Below are 20,790 nucleotides of genomic sequence, written 5' to 3'. Positions count from 1 at the left end.
ATACATATGAGTCTGCCCCCAAATAGCGATACTGATGAATGGGTTTCCTGGGAACAATACAATCGCCTGATTGAACAATTGGCCCTGAGCATTCACGAATCAGGCTGGAAATTCGACAAAATTGTTTGCCTGGCCCGAGGCGGCATGAGAGTGGGGGACGTTATTTCGCGTATCTATGATGTACCCTTGGGTATTTTGGCCACCAGCAGCTATCGCGAAGCCGCCGGTACCGAACAGGGTGATCTGGATATTGCGCAATACATCACCATTACCCGTGGCACCTTGGATGGCAATGTGCTGCTGGTCGATGATATGGTCGATACCGGCAAGACTTTTATGCGTGTACGTGATCACTTGCGTGCTCAGTTTCCCGCGATTACCGAGCTGAAAACCGCTGTTTTGTGGTGGAAAGGCCACGCCCAGGTCGACCCAGACTACTACGTGTCCAAGTTGCCCACAAATCCCTGGATTCATCAGCCTTTTGAGGACTACGATAGCATTCGCCCTCATCAGCTGGACGCTTGGATCCGCAAGGGTACTGGCCAGGCTTGATCGCTGGCATTCAGATACTTGGTGGATAGCCTAATGGCACCTTGCTTGGTGTATGCCTGCAATCGTGCTACCATATTGGGCTATCTGTTACGCTAACTCTTTTTACAAAGGTCAGGGATTACATGTCCATTGTTCGCCTGAAAGAAAACGAACCTTTTGAAGTTGCTCTGCGCCGCTTCAAACGCACTATTGAAAAAACCGGTCTGTTGACCGAGCTGCGTTCGCGCGAATTCTACGAAAAGCCAACGGCTGAGCGCAAGCGCAAACACGCTGCCGCCGTGAAGCGTCACTACAAACGTATTCGCAGCCAACAACTGCCTCCACGCTTGTATTGATCCCTGAATCTTTTGTTCAGGAACTGCTCGCCCGTGTCGACGTCGTCGATGTCGTCGGGCGATATGTGCAGTTGCGTAAAGGCGGGGCCAACTTGCTTGGCCTGTGCCCTTTTCACAACGAAAAATCCCCTTCATTCACAGTCAGTCCGACCAAGCAGTTTTACCATTGCTTCGGTTGTGGCGCTCACGGATCGGCTATCTCGTTCCTGATGGAACATACCGGGGCTTCATTCCCCGAGGCGGTACGCAGCTTGGCTGGGTCCGTCGGAATGACTGTACCCGAAGCAGATCGCACCCCACGCCAACGTGCTGCCGATGCGCGTCGTAAAGACGAACTATCGCGCCAGCATCATATTCTTGAGACGGCACAGGGGCATTACCTACGTCAGCTAAAACAATCTCCCATTGCTATCGACTACCTGAAACGTCGTGGCCTGGATGGGGAGACTGCTGCCCGTTTCGGCCTGGGCTGGACAGGCACGGAGCGACGTGGGCTATCGGCTGTATTTCCACAATACGAAGACAAGCAACTGGTTGAGTCCGGCCTGGTGATCGAGTCCGAGGATGGTCGTCGCTACGACCGTTTTCGTTCGCGCGTCATGTTTCCGATCCGCAGTACCAAGGGCCATATCATTGGCTTTGGTGGCCGTCTGATCGAAAAAGGCGAGCCCAAGTACCTGAACTCGCCAGAAACGACGCTGTTTTCCAAGGGCCACGAGCTGTACGGCTTGTGGGAAGGGCGTCAGGGCATACGCAAAGAAGGTTTTGTCCTGATTGTTGAAGGCTATATGGACGTGGTGGCGCTGTCGCAACATGGCTTGCACAATGCCGTAGCGACTCTGGGCACTGCGACGACTGAACACCACATCACCAAATTGATGCGTGCCAGCGACAGGCTGGTGTTTTGCTTTGATGGTGACAGGGCTGGGCGCAAAGCCGCCTGGCGTGCCTTGAACACCTGCTTGCCCCTGGTTCGTGACGACGTATCCATCCGTTTCATGTTCCTGGCGGATAACCACGACCCGGATTCGTTTGTTCGTGAGTACGGCGCGGAAGCGTTTCGCGAGCAAGCCCAGGCAGCCGCCGCTTTATCGCGCTTTTTCCTGGATGAGCTGGCGGCTCGCCATCGCATGGACGAGGCCGAAGGCCGTGCGGCCTGCGTACATGAAGCGTTGCCTTTGCTGCTGGAGCTGGCCGACAGTACCTTGAAAGTGCAGATTCAGCACGAATTTGCCCGCATGGTGCTGTTGACGCCGGACGAGCTGGCGCAGCGCCTGAGCACAGTAGAGCCGGTGCGTCGACCGGTTGTCGACACGCCACCGGCGCAAGATGGCCTGGTTGCCAGGCCTGCCGTACCGGTGCAGCCTGCGCCCGCAGCGGATGAGATGGCCCCGTTTGAGGATGGTTTTGACGGCTCTTTTGCCGACAGCCTGCCTATGGATGGCTGGCAGGACGAGCCCGATTGGCAGCCTCAGGAGCAATATCAGGAGCGGCCAGCATCAGGTCGCAGCAAGGGTGGCAAGAATAATCGTCAGCGGCAAGAGCGCGCTGTCCTGGGTGGCAGCCGTGCCGTGACTCCGATGGCCAAGCGATTGCTGCGCTTGCTCATTGGGCATCCCACCTTGGTGGGCGAGCTGGGCGATCAACAACTTGAAATTTTGGCGCAAAGTCCCCACTTACGTTTAGTGCAAGAGCTGATTGCCTTAAGCAATATCAGCTCGGCGCGTCATGCAGGCGCTTTGCTGGAGGCCGTGGACCCCGAGTCCGATCTGGCCCCTGTGCTGGAGGCGCTGGCCACGGAGCTTTTGGGCGAGGAAGAATTGCCTGATCCCCAAGGCGAATGGCGTGATGCGTTGCATCGCATCGAACTGGATGCGATCAAGGCAGAACAGTCGGCATTGGTCGCTACGGGCTTGCAAGAGCCCGAACAGCGTCAGCGTTATCAAGAATTGACACGCCGTATTGCTTTGTTGAATGCTGCTTATACTCGGCAAGTGAAGTAAAATATTGGGTTATGTGTTGTGTTTGTGGCCGGCCAGGGGGTTAAAACTGGTACGCAAGCAAATGCGGCGGGTTAGCGGATTGTGAACCATCTTATGCCTTGAGCCCATGAGCCAGGGATTAAATGACTTAGGGTTCGCTCGTGCAACACGCCCAGGCGCAAGCCGGTTGTGGACACGCGCATCATCAGGCTCTTGCCTGTACGACTCGGTGGCTACCTATTTCGTGCCACAGGGGTAAATGGCGTCTATGGAAGAAAATATGACTCAAACGACTGGTAAAACCTCGACGACGGTCTCTCGGTCTGCTAAGAAAACCTTGGCCGCGACAGCAAAATCAGGGGCATCAAGCTCGGTAGAGCTCGATGAGCTTCACGAAAGTGGAGAGCCAGGCGCAGCGCCTGCCAAAAAGGCAGTAAAAAAGGCGGCTGCTAAAAAAACGGTAGCCAAAAAAGCGGCTGCCAAGAAAACGGCGGTTAAAGCCGCCACTGGCGGTCGCCGTGGACGTCCTGCAAAAAATGCCAATAACGACGGTATCGACTTTGTCGATGACGACGAGATGGGCGAAGAAGAGGTCATTCCTGATCTCAAGCCGGTGGCCAAGCGTGGTGCCAAGCGTGCCAAAGCCGAAAAAGATGTGTTCGGTGTCCGTGGTCAGCTGAGCCCTGAAGAGCAGGAAGCTCGCCGCAACCGCCTCAAGGCCCTGATCAAGCTGGGCAAGGACCGCGGTTACCTGACCTACAGTGAAATCAACGATCACCTGCCCGATGATCTGGTGGATGTCGAAGCCATTGATGGCATTATCGGCACCTTCAGTGACATGGGTATTTCGGTGTACGACCAGGCTCCCGACGCTGACACCTTGCTCATGAGCGATAACGCGCCCATGGCATCCAGCGACGACGATGTCGAGGACGAGGCTGAGGCTGCTCTGACCACGGTAGATTCGGACTTTGGTCGCACGACTGACCCTGTGCGTATGTACATGCGCGAAATGGGCTCGGTGGAATTGCTGACCCGCGAAGGCGAAATTGAAATCGCCAAGCGTATCGAAGATGGCTTGAAGCACATGGTGATGGCGATTGCCGCTTGTCCTACCACGGTCAACGAGATCCTGGCCTACGTTCAGCGTGTACGCGAAGGCGTCATGCAGATCGATGAAGTGGTCGATGGTCTGGTGGATGACGATGGCGAAGAATACGCCGGTTCCGGTGTGAGCGCCGACGACGAGGACGAAGGTCCAGCCGGCGGCATGAGCAGTAAGCAGATTGAATACCTGCGTAACAAGTCGCTCAAGAAATTCGACATCATTGGCGAGTGGTTTGACAAGATGCGTGTGTCCTTCGAATCCGAAGGCTACAAGAGCGCAGGCTATGTACAAGCTCAGGAAACCATTCTGAACGAATTCATGGGCATTCGCTTTACTGCCAAGATGGTGGAAAAGTTGGCCGACACCATGCGTGAGCAGGTTGCCATCGTGCGTCAGCACGAGCGCGAAATCCTGACCATCTGTGTGGATCGTGCTGATATGCCACGCGCGCACTTCATCAAGGCTTTCCCTGGCAACGAAACCAATCTGGATTGGGTGGTGCAGGAAGTGGCGGCTGGCCACGCCTACAGCGCCATTTTGGAGCGTCACATCCCTGCGATTCAGGAAGTTCAGCAAAAGCTGATCGATCTGCAAACCAGCGTTGTGCTGCCCTTGAAGGACCTGAAAGAAGTCAACAAACGCATGACCACGGGCGAAGCCAAGGCACGTAAAGCCAAGCGCGAAATGACCGAGGCCAACTTGCGTCTGGTGATCTCCATTGCCAAGAAGTACACCAACCGTGGCTTGCAGTTCCTCGATCTGATTCAGGAAGGCAATATCGGCTTGATGAAGGCAGTGGACAAGTTCGAATACCGTCGCGGCTACAAATTCTCCACGTATGCCACGTGGTGGATTCGTCAGGCCATTACGCGTTCGATCGCTGACCAGGCCCGCACGATTCGTATTCCGGTTCACATGATCGAGACGATCAACAAGATGAACCGTATCAATCGTCAGATTTTGCAGGAAACCGGCGTCGAGCCTGATCCCGCAACCTTGGCCCAGAAGATGGACATGCCCGAGGACAAGGTTCGCAAGATCCTGAAGATCGCCAAAGAGCCTATCTCCATGGAAACGCCGATCGGTGACGATGACGATTCCCACCTGGGCGATTTCATCGAGGACAACAACACCGTTTCGCCATCGGACTCTGCTTTGCACGGTTCCATGCGCGATGTGGTGAAAGATGTCCTGGACTCCCTGACGCCACGCGAAGCCAAAGTGCTGCGCATGCGTTTCGGTATCGAGATGAGCACCGACCAGACTCTGGAAGAGGTGGGCAAGCAGTTTGACGTCACGCGTGAGCGTATTCGTCAAATAGAAGCCAAGGCATTGCGCAAGCTGCGTCATCCTAGCCGTGCTGACAAACTGAAGAGCTTCCTGGAAAGCCAGTAAGTCTTTAGCCAGTCTGCTTGGGCAAGATAAAAAACCCGGTCTTTCAGGCCGGGTTTTTTTGTGCTCATTGCCCAGCCTTTTGAACTGTCTTTTCAAGGGTTGGGCGCCGCGATCGACAGCAACTGACTTAGTGTTGGACTAGTTTGTTGCATGAGTTTTTATTGTTCTGGGTGACGTCCTTGGCACAGATAACGTTGCTGCTTCAGGATATCAGGCTGGGTCCAAATCCAGCTTGAACATACAGCCTTTGCCATTCGCCTCACTTTGTACGCTTAGACTCCAGCCTTGGGCCAGTGCCAATTGGCGTGCCAGTGCCAGGCCTATACCTTTGTGGCCTTTTTCGCGCAGCCCGTTCACCAGTTGCTTGCCTTGGCTGAAATGGCGCTCAAAAATCAGGATCTGATCCTGCTTGGCGATGCCGGGGCCGTCATCCTGCAAGGTCAGGACCGAGGGCGAAATCCAGCTTAGCTGCAGCTTGCACGGGGCGGCATGGTCGATGGCATTGCGCATCAGGATGCGCAGCAACATGGACAGGGCATAGGGGTCCAGCGTGTAGAGCAAGTTGTTGGGTACCAAGTTGCTCCAACGTACTTTGTGGCTATCGGTATCCAGCAAAGCGACAGCCTGCCAAGTCTGCTGTGCCAGTTCGTGGATGTCCACCTCGTGCATATGGCGTTCTGCGGTATAGGCCAGACTTTCTGCGGCATCCAGGCTGGCAGTGACCGCATCGGCGTGGACCATCATGCGTTGCAGACGTTGTTGTTGCGGGCCTTCGGGCCGTTGTAGCAGTAAAAGCTCGCAATCGCTGCGTATGGCGGTCAGCCCTGTACGTAACTCGTGACCCAGGTTGGCGGCGAACTCGCGTTCATGGGTCAGCAGTTCTTCAACTTGCTCCTGCATGCGATTAAAGGCCCGGATCAGACGTCCGGCTTCATCGTCCTGATGCTCGGGCAGGCCAGAGCGGCCTGGTGCCCAGTTTTCCAGGTGGCGGGACAGGGTCAGCATGGGAGCGATGGTATGACGGGCGACGCGGCGACTTAGTAGAAAGACCAGTAGTATGGTGGCAGAGCCAATCAGAATCAGGATAAGGCCAAACTCGCGTACCCGGTCTTCGTGAGGAGGGGTACGGTACAGCAGATAGAGTTGGCCTTGCTCTGTATCCTGGCGTAGCACGTGCCAGTTGTCACTGCGTAGATTGAACTCGTAGATACCTGGTTTGGGGACGCGGGCAATCTCGGGCAGACTGTCTAAAGTTTGGCCTGGCAGGAACCAATAGATGTCCAGCTCAGCCCCCAAGGCTTTGCTGCGATCAGGGGTGTTATCGGGCAAGAGGGTGGGGCTGCGGGCGTAGGAGATCAGCATGGCATTGACCATCTCGTCTTCCATATAGGCAAAGGCGACATAGGCCAGTCCGCCCATAATGACGACTAGTAAGGTGGCAATCAGGGTCAGCGTCCAGGACACCCGTTGGGTGAGGGTGTTCAGGAAGCGATGTTGGCGTGGGACTTTGTTCATCGCTTAATTTGCTGGTTGCAAACGCCACCCCATGCCAGGCAGGGTTTCGATGGTACCTGCACCTGCTTCAGACAAGGCGCGGCGCAAGATGTGGATTTGACTGCGTAGGGCCTCTTGTGAAGGTGTTCCTTGGGGCCACAGGGTTTTCTCCAGAGTGCGGCGCGTCAGTATGGATTGTGGGTCGCGTAGCAGGGCTACCAGTAACTGACGGGTTTTGAAACTGAGATGCAGTTCTTGTCCGTTTACCCTAACTAGTGTCGTATCCAGGTTGTATTCTAATGTGCCCCAATATAGCGAGCCGTGTTGCACTTGTGGCGGACCACGGCGCATCAAGGCACGTAGCCGGGCCTCAACTTCGGTCAGGGCAAAGGGCTTGATCAGATAGTCGTCGGCTCCAAGATCAAAAGCGGTGAGCTTGCTTTCCAGCTGGCTGCGCGCTGTCAATACCAAGGTGGGGATGGGAGTTTGATGGGATTGACGTAGCGCCTGCAGAACCCCAAAGCCATCCAGACTGGGTAGACCCAGATCCAGCACCAGAGCATCAAAATCCTGTTCTTGTAGCCGTGTCAGCGCACCATTGCCATCGTAGGCAGCATCCACAACAAAGCCTTTCAGCTCCAGATAGGTATAAAGATTTTCGGCAATGGTCGTATCGTTTTCAACAATCAGGACACGCATGACAGCTTGTTCCGCTGGGTTGGGACAGTTCTTGTGCAGCTTACTTTACTGCAGGGCAATCAGGGTAGGCGTAGTAGTACGGGGACCCAGCCATTCATCTGCAGCCACTGCGCCAGGGCAAAGACGGGCCAGATCAGGAAGTAAGGCAAGGCATCGCGCAAGGTGCGGGCCAGTCCTGTCAGGGACACTTGCAGCTCGCTCGGGCTGTTCCACAGGCTCAGGCGTGGCGCCAGACGGGGGACGCGCTGGCAGTAGGCCTGATAATCCTGGCCAAAAACTTTGTGTAGCAGAACCTGTTCTTCATCGATCACATTATTGAAGACGGCATAGACAATCAGGGCCAGTATGGGGCCAAGCAGCAGGCTGCCGGACAGCGCGCCCATCCCTGTGACGGCACAGAGTGAAAACAGATACAGCGGGTTGCGGCTGACGGAATAGGGGCCTTGGCTGATCAGGCTGGAGCCTTTGTGGCCGCCTAAATAAAGCATGCACCAACAGCGACCCAGGACGGCAAGCAGAGTCAGGCCCAAACCGGTCATGCGGGTCAATTGAAAGACCAGGGAGTCGGCTGTCCAGGTGGGAGCGAAGAAAGGCAGAATGATGACCATCAGGCCACCAAACACCCCCAGGGTACGACGACGTTGTACCTGAATGCTGGCCAAATGTTCCCAGGCCTGGGCTACCGTGGCGCGTGCGCTATGGGAGGCCGACCAGCGTTTGGGGTTCACGATCAAGGGGTAGAAGGCGATGCTGCCTAGCAGCCAGACAAGCGCCAGCGAGGCAAATATTTGAGTCAGGTTGATACGCTCTTGATCCGCTTCCAGCAGACCCAGTAAAAAGGCACAGAGCAAACCGGCCAGCAAGCCACCCCAGCGCAGGCGGGCCTGGTTCAAGGCCCAGCCGGCAAAGTACAGGTGCAGCAAGCCAGCGCCCACGACGACGGCACCCACTTCCAGCAAAGGCTTGACCTCGGGCAGTTGGCGATACAGTAATTCCAGGCTTGGAGAGGCAATGGAGTGTTGCAGAAGCAGCATCAGCAAAGGCACGGCCAGGAACAGGCTGGTGCCGAGCAACAGGATACGTTTGCTTGGCAAAGCCTCCTGTCCGTGCAGTTGGCGCAGCTTCCAGGCAGCCAGGGACAAGCTGGCAACAGCAATCAGGCCAGTTAGCAGACCTTGTGCCTCTTTCATTTCATGGGCCATATGGCCAGGCTGCTGGCTGGAGGCCAATAAGGGATTGGGCGGGGACCAGTCTTGAGCCAGGCTGGCCAGCCAGAGGAACAAAAAGGTCACTCCCACAACCTGCGTCAACAGATAGAACAGGGAGTTTCGTTGCACCAGGGTTGATGTGCCGGACATAATCAAATCTCGTCAAGATGAGAGGGGAGCCGGGGCTGGCTCCCTACTGACGGGATCAATGTATCGCTGGCACCGTAAAATCCGCGTGAAATCGAAAAACGCGTGTAGATGCTTTCTTAGGTAGGCAGAACCGAGTCCCTGGCGGCGGGTTGAATGATTGAACTTGCCTGCCAGGAACCGGCTGCCGTTGTTTTAGTGATCGCGCTGATGCACTGGTCGACCGGCGCTGTAGCTGGCCTGAATGCAGCGATCGTCGCCCAGCAGAGCCAGCACGAATAGTTGTTCTTCCAGCGAGTTCAGCATGGTGCTGCGGCGGGCCATCAAAGGGGTGGCCTTGGGGTCCATCACGATAAAGTCGGCCTCGGCACCGGGGGCCAGCGTGCCGATTTGACCTTGCATGTCCAAGGCACGGGCGGCGCCTTCGGTCGCCATGTAGAACATGGATGCAGCGGTCAGATGGTAGTTGTTCAGACGGGCCACTTTGTGCGCCTCGTTCATGGTACGCAGCATGGAGAAGGAGGTACCACCGCCCACGTCAGTTGCCAGGGTGTGCAGCACCTTGCTTTGGCGAATGGACTGGAAATCGAACAGGCCGCTGGCCAGGAACAGGTTGGAGGTCGGGCAGTGGGCGGCAATGCTGCCAGTATCGTGCATGCGGGCGCGATCCTGCTCATCCAGCCAGATACTATGGCCGTAGATGGCACGGGGGCGTAGCAGGCCAACGCTGTCGTACACGTCCAGATAGCTGCGATTCTTGGGGAACAGCTCGCTTACCCATTTGATCTCGTCCTTGTTTTCTGCCACATGGGTTTGTACAAACACATCGGGGTAGGCGCGGGCCAGTTCACCACAGGCGGCCAATTGCTCCGGGGTGGAGGTGGGCGCAAAACGGGGTGTCAGGGCGTACAGTTGGCGACCCTTGCCGTGCCAACGCTGAATCAGGTCTTCCGAATCGCGTGCGCCCGACTCGGCGGTATCTTGCAGATAGTCCGGGCAGTTGCGGTCCATCATCACCTTGCCCGCAATCATGCGTAGATTGCGCTCGTCGCTTTCTTCAAAGAAGGCATCCACGGATTGGCGGTGCACACTGCCATAGACCAGGGCGGTAGTGGTGCCATTGCGCAGTAGCTCGTCCAGAAACACACCCGCCACTTCGCGGGCATGTTCGCTATCGCCAAAACGGCCCTCAGTCGGGAAGGTATAGGTTTCCAGCCAGGGCAGCAGGCCGCTGGCAGGGGAGGCGATGATATCGGTTTGCGGAAAGTGCAGGTGGGTGTCGATCATGCCCGGCATGATGATTTTCCCGCTCAGATCCACGGTCTTTGCGCCGGTTGGCAGGCTGCGTGACAGTTCGGACCAGTCACCACAGGCTTGGATCTGGCCTTGTTCGTTGACCAGCAACAGGCCGTCACTGTGGTAGCGCACCGCTTCGGAAGGATCTTCCAGCGTGGTGGGGTCCGCTACAAAGTACAACAGTTGGGCACGGTAGGCGCAGGCGGAGTGTAAAGAGGTCGTCATAATATCCTTGAAGTCGAGGTCGCATCAGCGACTGAGCTGGCCCATTTCATAGGCGTGGGCCAGCAATTCGGCGGCGACAGCCACGGCAATAATTGATGGGGCTTTGCCCTTGATACCTGGCACGCCAATGGGGCAGACCAATTCCTGAATACGGGATTCGGGCATGCCGCGTTGCTGCAGGCGGCGCTCGAATTGCCGGCGTTTGGTCATGGAACCGATCAGGCCGACATAGGCCGTATCGGGGCGGCGCAAGATCGTTTGGCACAGCGCCAGATCAAGGCCGTGATTATGCGTCATTATCAGAAAATAGCTATTGCTTGGAGCTTGTTCGATCAGGGCATCGGGGATATCGGTTACTTCCAGGCTGACATTGCTGGGAACCTGAGCGGGAAACAGCTCGGGGCGCTCGTCAATCCACAGAACCCGGCATGGCAGGGTGCCCAGAATCTGCACCAGTGCTTCGCCTACGTGACCGGCTCCAAACAGCAAAATGGTCAGTGGCGGGGGCGGCAGGTCTTCCATCCAGACGCCTTGCGAGCCGTCGTAGTCCAGTCGGGACTCGTCCACAATCGAAGGGCTTTGGATATCAACCTGCTTGTTGCCGTCCGAGAGCAATTGCGAACGGCGGCTGGTCGCCTGACCGGCCCGCACGGTGTTGTTCAGTTCTTCCAGCCAGCCCAAGTCTGACGCATCCAGAGTTTCGTACAGCAAGGTAACCACCCCGCCGCAACATTGGCCCAGGCTGGGGCCCAGCGGCAGGCGACTCATGCTCCAGCCGGAGCTGCAGGGCTGGCTGAGCATGACACGAGCCTGTTCTGCCGCTACCCATTCCAGGTGCCCGCCACCAATGGTCAGCCACTGCTCAGTTTGGCTGAACAGCATGGCCGTGCCTGCGGTGCGCGGAGTGGAGCCTTTGGCCAGCGCCACCGAGCACAAAACCAGCCGCTCGCCCGCTTTTATGCGGGCGAGGGCAAGAGAAGGCCAGTTACTCATTTCGCTTTGCGAATAGCCGCAACCGCCCGCATGACGGCTTCGGCAGTGGCGGGAGCGTTCAGCTCGGGCTCGATCTGGTAGTTTCCTACGCTGGTGACCGCGTCGCGGATTGCGTTGAACACGCAGAAGGGCAGCAGCAAGGGCGGCTCGCCCACGGCTTTGGAGCGGTGAATCGAATCCATGGCGTTGCGGCCATCGAACAGATTGACGCGAAAGTCTATGGGGCAGTCGCTGATAGCCGGGATCTTGTAAGTCGACGGCGCATGCGTGGTGAGCTTGCCTTGGGCATTCCACACCAGCTCTTCTGTTGTCAGCCAGCCCATGCCTTGAATAAAGGCGCCTTCAACCTGGCCAATATCCAGGGCCGGGTTGATGGACTTGCCCACATCGTGCAGCACGTCCGCACGCAGCAGGCGCGATTCACCTGTCAGCGTATCGATCAGTACTTCAGCCACGGCGGCTCCGTAGGAGAAGTAGTAGAAGGGGTTGCCCTTCATGACTTTGGAGTCCCAGTGCAGGCCAGGGGTGGCGTAAAAACCATCGGACCATAACTGGACGCGGGCCTGGTAGGCGTGTTCCACCAGTTGGAAGAAGGGCATGGTCTGGTCACCGATCTGGACCTGACCGCGCTCGAACTTCACGCTGGATTCTTCAACCGAGAACAACTGGGCCGCCACCGTCGTCAGGCGCTGGCGAATTTGGCAGGCCGCATCCTGGGCGGCTTTACCGTTCAAATCTGTCCCCGTGGACGCGGCGGTGGCCGAGGTGTTGGCTACTTTGGTGGTATCGGTTGCCGTGACCCGGATGTGCTCCAGATTCAGGCCCAGTTCATGGGCGACCACCTGGGCCACCTTGGTGTTCAGGCCCTGGCCCATTTCCGTACCACCGTGGTTTACCAGGACGGTGCCATCACGATAGACGTGAACCAGAGCACCAGCCTGGTTGAAAGCGGGGACGTTAAAGGAAATACCGAATTTCACCGGAGTCAGCGCCAGACCCTTTTTCAGAACCGGGCTGCTGGCATTGAATTCACGGATTTGTTCACGACGTTGACGGTATTCGCTGGTTTCCTCCAGCTCGGCCACCAGTTCGTGAATGACGTTATCGACCACGGTTTGGTCGTAAGGCGTCACATTGCGGTCTTCTTTACCGTAGAAGTTGATGCGGCGTACGTCCAGCGGATCTTTGCCCAGACGGCGGGCAATGGTGTCCAGGGCCACTTCCATCACCAAGGCCCCTTGCGGGCCACCAAAGCCTCGGAAGGCGGTGTTGGATTGGGTATTGGTGCGACCGCACAGCGCGCTCATGTCTACATCAGACAGGTAGTAGGCATTGTCAAAGTGACAGATGGCGCGGGTTGCCACGGGGCCGGACAAGTCGGCGGAAAAGCCCGAGTTGGCGGTCATGTCCAGACGAGCACCCAGCAGGCGACCTTCGTCGTCGTAGCCAATATCGTATTCGTAGTAGAAACCGTGACGCTTGCCGGTAATCATGAAGTCATCGTCGCGGTCCAGGCGCAGCTTGATCGGGCGTTGCAGCTTGACGGCAGCCACACTGGCCACGCAGGCGTACAGGGCCGACTGGGACTCCTTGCCACCGAAACCACCGCCCATGCGACGGCATTCCACGTGTACCTTGTGCGCGCCAACGCCCAGACAGTGGGCAACCAGCTGCTGCATTTCCGACGGGTGCTGCGTAGAGCACCAGATATGCACGGCACCGTATTCTTTGGGCACGGCGTAGGAAATCTGGCCTTCCAGATAAAACTGTTCCTGACCGTTGCATTGGAAAGTGCCTTGCAGACGGTGCGGAGCCAATTCCAGTGCTTTTTGGGCGTCGCCTTGTTTCAGGCTCATCAAGGGCAGAACACCGGCGTTTGCCGCCTTGGCCTCTTGCGGAGTCAGGATGGCAGGCAGCTCTTCATAGGTGATTTTGCCCAGACGCGCGGCACGGCGTGCCTGGTCGTGGGATTTGGCGATCACCGCAAAAATCGGTTGGCCAACGTAATGCACCACGCCATCGGCCAGAATCGGGTCGTCATGCAGAATCGGGCCGCAATTATTGGCGGCGGGAATGTCGGCAACGGTCAGGACCGCAATGACGCCGGGGGCCTGACGGACGGCGTCCAGATCCACGTCCAGCAAACGGGCATGGGCTTTTTCCGACATGCCCAGCGCAATATGGGCCGTGCCCTGCAATTCGGGCAAGTCATCGGTATACGTGGCGGTGCCGCTCACGTGCAGGTCTGCCGACTCGTGCAAAAAGGACACGCCGACTCGTTGCGCCGTGGCGGTGTTCAGGTGGTCGATATGGTCAATTTTCATCACAAAGTCTCCAGGCTGGCTTGAGCTCGGTGAAAGACATTCAACTGGGCGGGACTCAAAGCGTGTTCAGGGTGGGTCTCCAGGAAGAAGCGGTACAGCAAATTGGCCGCACTTTGATTGCGGTATTCGCTGCTGGCACGCATGTCGCTTAGAGCCTGGTAGTCCTGTTGCAGCGCCTGCATGGCTGCTTGTACATTTTCCTCGTTCCATTCCTGGCCTTGCAACACTTGTTCAGCGTGGCTGGCTCGTTTTGGCGTGGCCGCCATACCGCCAAAAGCAATGCGGGCCTGTTTGACGATTTTGTTATCCAGCTCCACGGCAAAGGCGGCACACACGGCAGAAATGTCCTGGTCGAAACGCTTGGACAGCTTGTAGGTGCGGAATTGCCATTGGCCCTTGCTGCGTGGGACCAGCAGGCCTTGCACGAACTCGCCCGGTTCCATGGCGGTTTTCTGGTAGGCCAGATACAGGTCTTCCAAAGGCAGGACGCGTTCGATCGCGCCTTTGCGCAGTACCACACGAGTACGCATGGCAATCAGGGCCGGCATGGAGTCGCCAATAGGCGAGCCGTTGGCCACGTTGCCGCCCAAGGTACCGGCATTGCGGATAGGGAAGGAGGCAAAACGCTGGCGCAGTTCCGTCAATTCGGGGTGGTCTTTGATCAGGGCATCGAAAGCATCGTTCAGCAGCACGCCTGCACCAATGTAAAGATCGTCCCCGGTGGTTTTCAGTTCGCGCAGCTCGGCCACCTGACCGATATAGATCAGATGTGGCAAATCGCGGAATTGCTTGGTCACCCACAGGCCAATATCGGTGCTGCCCGCCAGAATGCGGGCTTGCGGATATTGCTCACGCAGTTGGGCCAACTGGTCCAGCGTACGGGGGGCGTGGAAGGTTTGGTCCTGGTATTCATAGGCCAGCATGCCGTCCTGACGAATGGCGCGCAGCTTGTTCTCAATGGATTGGCGATCCATGCTGACAGCCGGATAGCTGTGCATGGCCTTGGCCGCATCAATAATGGGGCGGTAGCCGGTACAGCGGCACAGATTGCCCGAGAGCACATCGTCGATCTGTTCGCGGGAAACCGGGCCGTCTTTGGGCGAATGCGTCATGTACAGGCCCCACAGCGACATGATGAAGCCGGGCGTACAAAAGCCGCACTGGGCGCCGTGCCAGTCCACCATGGCTTGCTGCACCGGGTGCAAGGTGCCATCGTCCTGGCGCAGATCCTCAATGGTGTAGAGCACCTTGCCGTCCAGCGTAGGCAGCAATTGGATACAGGCATTGACGGCACGCAATTGCAGTTGATTGTTCTGGTCCAGTTCGCCAATCATGACCGTGCAGGCGCCGCAGTCACCCTCGGCACAGCCTTCTTTGGTGCCGGTGCAATGCAGATCCTCACGAATATGCTGTAAAACGGTTCGCGTGGTGGGGGTGTGAGCCACCTCCTGTACTTCGCCGCGATAAATAAAACGAATTGCTCTTGTCTCCATGATCTCACTCGACTGGTTTTTTTACGGATCGAAGATAGCATTTGCTTAGGATGCGAACATTTGCTTGGAATGATGTTCACTATATAGGCGTATGAGTGTCTATACCGATCAACGACGTGGGCCGGCGCTTGTATTATTGAGACCATGCCAAAATTACGAGAACAACTAGATCTGCATCTGTTGCGGGTATTGCAGTCGCTGCTCAAAGAGCACAGCGTCTCGCGTACGGCTATTCGCTTGGGCATGTCTCAGCCGGCCGTTAGCAATGCCTTGCGGCGCTTGCGCGAAATTACGGGCGATCCAATTTTGTTACGCGGCAAAAAGGGAATGGTGCCTACCGAACGCGGTCCCTTTTTGCTGGCACATGCCACTGAAGCCCTGCAAGCGATCGAGCGACTTTCTGCTAGCGCCGAGCCTATGGATCCCAGTCAGTCTACTCGGGTTTTCAACCTGGGGGCACCCGACTATCTGGATGGTGCCTTTATCCCGGATATTGCGGAACGGGTGCGTCGTCAGGCGCCCCAGGCCAGGCTGGTGGTCCATACCATCAATCCGGATCTGGACTATGTGCAGGCCCTGGAGGAGGGCGAACTGGACGTGGTGATTGGCAATTGGTTGGAGCCCCCGGAAAAGCTGCATCTGGCGCGCCTGTTTGATGACGAGGTGGTCTGTATGCTGGGCCGCCATCATCCGCTGGCGCAGCGTGGTCTGTCCTTGCAACACTATCTGGACATGCCCCATCTGGCTCCGTCCGCCCACGTTACCGATAAGCGCGGCTTTATTGACGGCTGTCTGGCCGAGCAGGGCATCAGTCGTCAGGTACAGATGGTGGTGCCGTATTTCGGCCTGGTACCCGGCATTTTGAGTCGCACGGACATGGTGTTCACCACTAACCGGCAGTTTGCCGAGTACTATGCTCGTATTTTGCCGATTACCGTGTTGCCTTGCCCGGTTCACTTTCCGCTCATGCGGTTTTATCAATTGTGGCACCCGCGCACGCATAATGCGGCAGAGCTGCTGTGGTTCAGGCGTTGCATTGCCCAGGCTGCAGGCCGCTTGGACGGATTATCAGAGGGAACTCCATGAGCTTGAGTATTGATTTGAACTGCGACATGGGTGAGAGCTTTGGCCCCTGGGTCATGGGCCATGATGAGCAGGTGATTCCGTGGGTGACGTCGGTGAATATCGCCTGTGGCTTCCATGCTGGGGACCCCGGCACCATGCGCCAGACCGTGGCCCTGGCGCTACAACATGGCGTGAAGCTAGGCGCCCACCCTGGTCTGCCGGATCTGGCCGGTTTTGGCCGGCGGGTGATGGCGCTTACCCCCGAGCAGGTGTATGACATGGTAGTGGTGCAGGTGGGGGCCTTGGCTGCGGTTGCCCGCACACAGGGTGCTGCCTTGCATCACGTCAAGGCACATGGTGCTCTCTACAATATGGCCGCCCGTGATGGGGCACTGGCAAAAGCCATTGCCCAGGCAGTAGCCGATATTGATCGCAGCCTGATTCTGTATGCGCTGGCAGGCAGTGTGCAGGTGCAGGCCGGGCGTGATGCGGGCCTGACGGTAGCACAAGAGGTGTTTGCTGACCGCAGCTATCAGGACGATGGCAGTTTGACACCCCGTCAGCAAGCCGGCGCCATGATTGTCGACGCCGATCAGTCCGTACAGCAAGTCATGCAGATGATAGAGCAAGGCACCGTTACCAGTCTGTCAGGTAAAACGGTGCCCTTGTCGGCCGATACCTTGTGTCTGCATGGGGATCAGGCTGGTGCTGCCGAATTCGCGCAGCGTTTGCATCAAGCTTTCAAGCAAAGTGGCGTGCGCGTTCAGGCGGTCTGATCAGGATTTGCGTTCAGGCAGGTTACGGCGCGCGGTATCGGTGCTGGCCAGTTCTTCCAACTCACCTTCACTGAGCGTTTTATACATTTCTATTGATGCTCCTTTCAGGCTGGATACGGGCGTCTCTCCCCGTTTTGCAGACAAGGCAGCGCCGGCGGCTTTTTGTTGAGCTTGAGATAAAGCGGGCATGAAGCACCTCCGATTAAAGAAAAGTGGTCACGCCTGTAGTGTGCCAAATGATGAAGACGGCCAGGCAAGCAAATGTGAAGCTTGTTTGCCGTCTTGAACAAAGATCGGGGGAAGAGCCGTTTCAGGACACCTTTCGTTTCTGAATCAAATACATAGCCATGCCGAAAACCAAACCCCAAAAGGCGCTGCCGATATTGAGCAGGCTCATGCCTGAGGCGGTAGTCAAAAAGGTGACGAGCGCCGCGTCGCGAGTATCTGGAGCCTCCAGTGCCATGTGAATGCTGTTGCCTATCGTGCCCAGCAAGGCAAGACCAGCGATAGCGGCGATCAATTCTGTGGGGAAGGCTGCAAACAGGCTGACGACAGTAGCACCAAAAATACCGGCCGCAAAATAGAAAAGACCGGCCCAGACACTGGCGCGATAACGTTGGCGCGGGTCTGCATCGACTTCCGGAGTCATGCACAGGGCGGCACTGATCGCAGCCAGATTGTAGGCATAGCCACCGAAGGGGCCAAAGATCAGGCCGACAATCCCGGTCCAACTGATAACGGTGGAGTTGGGGGCATCGTAGTTATGGGCTTTCAGCACGGCCACGCCCGGGATGTTCTGTGAGCTCATGGTCACGATGAAAAAGGGAATGCCCACACCGATCAGGGCCGTCCAGGAAAACTCGGGCCAGACCAATACCGGTGTTGCAGGCGTCCAGCTCAAAATGTCCATGTTCAGCAAACCTTGCAGGGCGGCAATCGTGACACCGGCCACCAGTGCCAGAGGCACGGCATAGCGGGGCGACCATTGGCGTATCACCAGGAACACGATGAACATGCTCAGGCATAGCAGCCACTGGGTTTGCATGGCACCAAACAGGTCCAGGCCAAAACGCAGCAAGATCCCGCCCAGCATGGCACCGGCAATGCTGCGAGGCATGTATTGCATCAACTTTTGAAAGCTGCCGCTAAGACCGCAAAGGGTGGTCAACAAGGAGGAAAACAGGAAAATCCCTACAGCCTGGGACATGGGCAGACCGACCAGACCGGTGGCCAGCAGAGCGGCGCCGGGTGTGGACCAGGCGGTGAGAATCGGAATTTTGTAGCGTAGTGACAGACCTGCCGACAGCAGGCCCAGACCAATACCCAAAGACCACATCCAGGAACCCAGCTCGGCAGTGCTGGCTCCGGCTGCTTGCGCTGCCTGAAAAACAATGGCGGCAGAACTGGTGTAGCCGACCAGTACGGCAATGAGCCCCGCTGATATATGAGAGATCTGAAACCAACTCAATAGGCGCTGCAGATACCCGAGGCGGGACAGGTGTGTGAAAGACATGGATGTGTGTGGTGAGGGCCGTAGAAGAGACTCAAGAGGAGTGGGGCTGGTTTACGTAACGGCTGGGGGTATCGCCCAAAATAGATTTGAAAACGGTAATAAAGGCACTGATAGAGGTGTAACCCAATTCCCTGGCCGTGCTCTTTACGGACATTCCCGAACCCAGTTTTTGCAGGGCCAGCATAATCATGAATTGTTGACGCCAGCGGCCAAAGCTCATCCCTGTGTGTTTTAGCATATGTCGGGCCAGGGTGCGCTCACTCATGGCCAGTTCCTTGGCCCAGGCGGCCATCGTGGGACGTGCGTCAGGTTGTTGCTGCATGTGCTGTGCAATTGTTTGCAAGACCTTGTCCTCGGGGACAGGCACGTGCAGTTGACGGGTAGGCATCTGGTTCAGGGTTTCCAAAAGGACCAAGGCCAGTCTGTGCGTTTGGCTACCCGGTTCGTAATCGGCCTTCAGGTCGCTTAAATGAATAATCATTTCGCGCACCATGGGACTCAAATCCAAGGTGCAGCAATGATCCGGCAATTGATCCAGACCGGGTTGTATGTACAGGAAATGGATCAGTGCCTGATCGTCCGCACGGGCGCGGTGACGGATGCCGACAGGCACCCAGACGGCACACAGCGGCGGCACCATCCAGTAGCCTTGGTCGGTTTGCAGGGTGACGGAGCCATATTGCGTCATGATCAACTGCCCATTGGGGTGGGTGTGCAGTGGATTCTCCGTGGTGCTGCCCATCTCCATTTTGATGCTGAAAATAGGCCCGCCTTGTGGGTCGGCACTGAAACTCATGATTTGTCTGATTTGAGGTATAAGTTGTCATAATATCCTGTTTGCGTCGAGGTTGAAACCGGATAGACTAGGGTTTTCACCTAATGGCTACTTGTCATGTCCCTTGCTCGACTCCCCTGGCTCTCTCACCCCTTGCTGGTGCTGATCGGTGTTTTGCTGATCGCAGGCAGTCTGCGGGCCCCGATTACGGGGATAGCTCCCTTGCTGGAGCTGATCCAGGCCGACCTGTCCTTGTCCTCGACACAGGCCGGATTGTTGACCGCCATGCCCTTGTTCATCTTTGCGGTGGTCTCGTTATTGGCTGCCTCCCTGGCTCGTAGGGTCGGGCTGTCCCGGTCCTTGTTTATGGCTTCCGTGTTGATCGCCATTGGCGTGGTGGTGCGCGTTCTGGGAGGCACGACGGAGCTATTCGCGGGTATTGGTTTACTGGCTATCGGGATTGCACTGGGTAATGTGCTCTTGCCATCCTTGGTCAAACGCCATTTTCCCCTGCGTATTGGCTTCATGACTTCCTTGTACGTTCTGTTCATGGGTCTGGTTGCGGCGTTCAACTCTGCGATGGCCGTGCCGATGGCAGAGTGGACAGGCCAGAGCTGGCGCTGGTCGTCTCTGATCGTGGTCGGTGTGATGGCCCTGGCCAGTGTCGCGGTGTGGGCCACTCAACTGGATGCGGATCGACGTGCGGCGCAACGTACACCCGCCGCTGTTGCCAGTAGCGCGTCAGTGTGGCGTTTGCCCCTGGCCTGGCACATCACCCTATATATGGGTTTGAACTCGGTGGCCTACTACATGATTGCCAGTTGGTTGCCTGTGATGTTGGTCAATTATGGCTTTGAAGCGGATCATGCCGGCCAGATTCACGGTTTGATGCAGTTGGCCACGGCTGTTCCTGCCTTGTTGCTCATGCCTGTGCTCAGCCGTCTGCATGATCAGCGCGCCGTCGCCTTGGCAGGTGCCTTGTTGCAGACCCTGACCTTTGTGGGCTTTCTGGTCTTGCCGTCCTGGTCCCTATTGTGGGCAGTCTTGTTTGGCATCGGGAGCGGTAGCGTTTTCTTGATTGCCCTGGCTCTGATTGGGGTACGGTCGACCTCCACGTCGCAGGCGGCATCCTTGTCGGGTATGGCGCAGTGCATGGGCTATTTGCTGGCCGCCTTTGGTCCGCCGGCCATGGGTGGCTTGCATGATTTGTTCGATAGCTGGGGCTGGGCCCTGGGTTTGTGTATTTTGGTCAGTTTTGCAATGAGCTATGCCGGTTGGTTGGCCGCCCGTCCTGCACCGGCTGAAAAGGCGTGAAGCTGACGTGTAAACAGTCAATGGCAGAATTGTCGAGACAGGATCCGAAAAGCGGCCTGTGATTGCAACCTCTTTCAAGGGGCGTTCAATCACAGG

The 20,790-nt window shown here is 57.0% G+C and carries 17 protein-coding genes; 7 read left to right on the top strand and 10 right to left on the bottom strand.

Annotated features, from left to right (window positions below):
• Positions 1-6 precede the first annotated feature (6 nt).
• From ACDI13_RS01495 to rpoD, 4 genes are all read left to right on the top strand, one after another.
• Positions 7-552 (top strand): phosphoribosyltransferase, encoded by a 546-nt coding sequence (locus ACDI13_RS01495; protein WP_021446480.1) that lies wholly within the window; start codon positions 7-9, stop codon positions 550-552.
• 122 nt (positions 553-674) lie between these two features.
• Positions 675-887, top strand: coding sequence for a 30S ribosomal protein S21 (gene rpsU, locus ACDI13_RS01490; protein ID WP_003799344.1), 213 nt, complete (start codon positions 675-677; stop codon positions 885-887).
• Positions 884-2,890 (top strand): DNA primase, encoded by a 2,007-nt coding sequence (gene dnaG / locus ACDI13_RS01485; RefSeq protein ID WP_316988238.1) that lies wholly within the window; start codon positions 884-886, stop codon positions 2,888-2,890. The genes rpsU and dnaG overlap by 4 nt, the downstream gene beginning before the upstream one ends.
• A gap of 259 nt (positions 2,891-3,149) precedes the next feature.
• On the top strand, positions 3,150-5,372 hold the full coding sequence (rpoD, locus tag ACDI13_RS01480; RefSeq protein ID WP_316989390.1) for an RNA polymerase sigma factor RpoD: 2,223 nt from the start codon (positions 3,150-3,152) through the stop codon (positions 5,370-5,372).
• Positions 5,373-5,582: 210 nt separating this feature from the next.
• Here rpoD and ACDI13_RS01475 read toward each other — a convergent pair whose 3' ends face one another.
• From ACDI13_RS01475 to xdhA, 7 genes are all read right to left on the bottom strand, one after another.
• A complete protein-coding gene (locus ACDI13_RS01475) occupies positions 5,583-6,887 on the bottom strand; it encodes a HAMP domain-containing sensor histidine kinase (protein ID WP_316989391.1) in 1,305 nt (434 codons plus the stop codon).
• A 3-nt stretch (positions 6,888-6,890) separates the two neighbouring features.
• On the bottom strand, positions 6,891-7,565 hold the full coding sequence (locus ACDI13_RS01470; protein ID WP_316989392.1) for a response regulator transcription factor: 675 nt from the start codon (positions 7,563-7,565) through the stop codon (positions 6,891-6,893).
• 59 nt (positions 7,566-7,624) lie between these two features.
• Complete coding sequence (locus tag ACDI13_RS01465) at positions 7,625-8,923, bottom strand: isoprenylcysteine carboxylmethyltransferase family protein (protein ID WP_316989393.1); 1,299 nt, start codon at positions 8,921-8,923, stop codon at positions 7,625-7,627.
• Between the two features lie 192 nt (positions 8,924-9,115).
• Positions 9,116-10,441 (bottom strand): guanine deaminase, encoded by a 1,326-nt coding sequence (guaD, locus tag ACDI13_RS01460; protein ID WP_316989394.1) that lies wholly within the window; start codon positions 10,439-10,441, stop codon positions 9,116-9,118.
• Between the two features lie 24 nt (positions 10,442-10,465).
• The gene (gene xdhC, locus ACDI13_RS01455; protein ID WP_316989395.1) at positions 10,466-11,434 is read right to left on the bottom strand and encodes a xanthine dehydrogenase accessory protein XdhC; all 969 of its coding nucleotides are present in this window, start codon (positions 11,432-11,434) and stop codon (positions 10,466-10,468) included.
• On the bottom strand, positions 11,431-13,758 hold the full coding sequence (gene xdhB / locus ACDI13_RS01450) for a xanthine dehydrogenase molybdopterin binding subunit (protein ID WP_316989396.1): 2,328 nt from the start codon (positions 13,756-13,758) through the stop codon (positions 11,431-11,433). The genes xdhC and xdhB overlap by 4 nt, the downstream gene beginning before the upstream one ends.
• Positions 13,758-15,251 (bottom strand): xanthine dehydrogenase small subunit, encoded by a 1,494-nt coding sequence (gene xdhA / locus ACDI13_RS01445; RefSeq protein WP_316989397.1) that lies wholly within the window; start codon positions 15,249-15,251, stop codon positions 13,758-13,760. Before xdhA ends, xdhB begins: the two co-directional genes overlap by 1 nt.
• Before the next feature lie 144 nt (positions 15,252-15,395).
• On the opposite strand from xdhA, the gene ACDI13_RS01440 reads away from it, so the two are divergent.
• Positions 15,396-16,337 carry a LysR family transcriptional regulator gene (locus ACDI13_RS01440; protein WP_316989398.1) on the top strand — a complete coding sequence of 314 codons (942 nt, stop codon included), beginning with the start codon at positions 15,396-15,398 and terminating at the stop codon, positions 16,335-16,337.
• The gene (locus tag ACDI13_RS01435) at positions 16,334-17,092 is read left to right on the top strand and encodes a 5-oxoprolinase subunit PxpA (protein WP_316989399.1); all 759 of its coding nucleotides are present in this window, start codon (positions 16,334-16,336) and stop codon (positions 17,090-17,092) included. The genes ACDI13_RS01440 and ACDI13_RS01435 overlap by 4 nt, the downstream gene beginning before the upstream one ends.
• Here the strand turns inward: ACDI13_RS01435 and ACDI13_RS01430 are convergent, their stop codons facing one another.
• The 3 genes from ACDI13_RS01430 to ACDI13_RS01420 form a co-directional block, all read right to left on the bottom strand.
• Complete coding sequence (locus ACDI13_RS01430) at positions 17,093-17,281, bottom strand: DUF3008 family protein (RefSeq protein ID WP_316989400.1); 189 nt, start codon at positions 17,279-17,281, stop codon at positions 17,093-17,095.
• A gap of 121 nt (positions 17,282-17,402) precedes the next feature.
• Entirely contained in the window at positions 17,403-18,605 is a 1,203-nt protein-coding gene (locus tag ACDI13_RS01425; RefSeq protein WP_372372624.1) for a benzoate/H(+) symporter BenE family transporter, read from the bottom strand.
• 31 nt (positions 18,606-18,636) lie between these two features.
• Entirely contained in the window at positions 18,637-19,401 is a 765-nt protein-coding gene (locus ACDI13_RS01420) for a helix-turn-helix domain-containing protein (RefSeq protein WP_316989402.1), read from the bottom strand.
• Positions 19,402-19,497: 96 nt separating this feature from the next.
• Between ACDI13_RS01420 and ACDI13_RS01415 the strand changes: the two genes are divergently transcribed.
• Entirely contained in the window at positions 19,498-20,694 is a 1,197-nt protein-coding gene (locus tag ACDI13_RS01415) for an MFS transporter (protein WP_316989403.1), read from the top strand.
• The last annotated feature ends 96 nt before the right edge of the window (positions 20,695-20,790 follow it).

Origin of the sequence: Alcaligenes faecalis, from assembly GCF_041521385.1 — a bacterium.
GTDB lineage: Bacteria > Pseudomonadota > Gammaproteobacteria > Burkholderiales > Burkholderiaceae_B > Alcaligenes > Alcaligenes faecalis_E.
The sequence above is the reverse complement of the archived record's forward strand: the minus strand, read 5'-3'. Positions and strand labels throughout refer to the sequence as shown.

Bases quoted from the DNA above. Each gene is read 5' to 3' on its own strand.
- rpsU (WP_003799344.1), top strand. From the start codon at position 675: ATGTCCATTGTTCGCCTGAAAGAAAACGAACCTTTTGAAGTTGCTCTG.
- ACDI13_RS01435 (WP_316989399.1), top strand. From the start codon at position 16,334: ATGAGCTTGAGTATTGATTTGAACTGCGACATGGGTGAGAGCTTTGGC.
- xdhC (WP_316989395.1), bottom strand. From the start codon at position 11,434: ATGAGTAACTGGCCTTCTCTTGCCCTCGCCCGCATAAAAGCGGGCGAG.
- xdhB (WP_316989396.1), bottom strand. From the start codon at position 13,758: ATGAAAATTGACCATATCGACCACCTGAACACCGCCACGGCGCAACGA.
- ACDI13_RS01420 (WP_316989402.1), bottom strand. From the start codon at position 19,401: ATGAGTTTCAGTGCCGACCCACAAGGCGGGCCTATTTTCAGCATCAAA.
- ACDI13_RS01475 (WP_316989391.1), bottom strand. From the start codon at position 6,887: ATGAACAAAGTCCCACGCCAACATCGCTTCCTGAACACCCTCACCCAA.
- xdhA (WP_316989397.1), bottom strand. From the start codon at position 15,251: ATGGAGACAAGAGCAATTCGTTTTATTTATCGCGGCGAAGTACAGGAG.
- ACDI13_RS01415 (WP_316989403.1), top strand. From the start codon at position 19,498: ATGTCCCTTGCTCGACTCCCCTGGCTCTCTCACCCCTTGCTGGTGCTG.
- ACDI13_RS01440 (WP_316989398.1), top strand. From the start codon at position 15,396: ATGCCAAAATTACGAGAACAACTAGATCTGCATCTGTTGCGGGTATTG.
- rpoD (WP_316989390.1), top strand. From the start codon at position 3,150: ATGACTCAAACGACTGGTAAAACCTCGACGACGGTCTCTCGGTCTGCT.
- ACDI13_RS01495 (WP_021446480.1), top strand. From the start codon at position 7: ATGAGTCTGCCCCCAAATAGCGATACTGATGAATGGGTTTCCTGGGAA.
- guaD (WP_316989394.1), bottom strand. From the start codon at position 10,441: ATGACGACCTCTTTACACTCCGCCTGCGCCTACCGTGCCCAACTGTTG.
- ACDI13_RS01425 (WP_372372624.1), bottom strand. From the start codon at position 18,605: ATGTCTTTCACACACCTGTCCCGCCTCGGGTATCTGCAGCGCCTATTG.
- ACDI13_RS01470 (WP_316989392.1), bottom strand. From the start codon at position 7,565: ATGCGTGTCCTGATTGTTGAAAACGATACGACCATTGCCGAAAATCTT.
- ACDI13_RS01465 (WP_316989393.1), bottom strand. From the start codon at position 8,923: ATGTCCGGCACATCAACCCTGGTGCAACGAAACTCCCTGTTCTATCTG.
- ACDI13_RS01430 (WP_316989400.1), bottom strand. From the start codon at position 17,281: ATGCCCGCTTTATCTCAAGCTCAACAAAAAGCCGCCGGCGCTGCCTTG.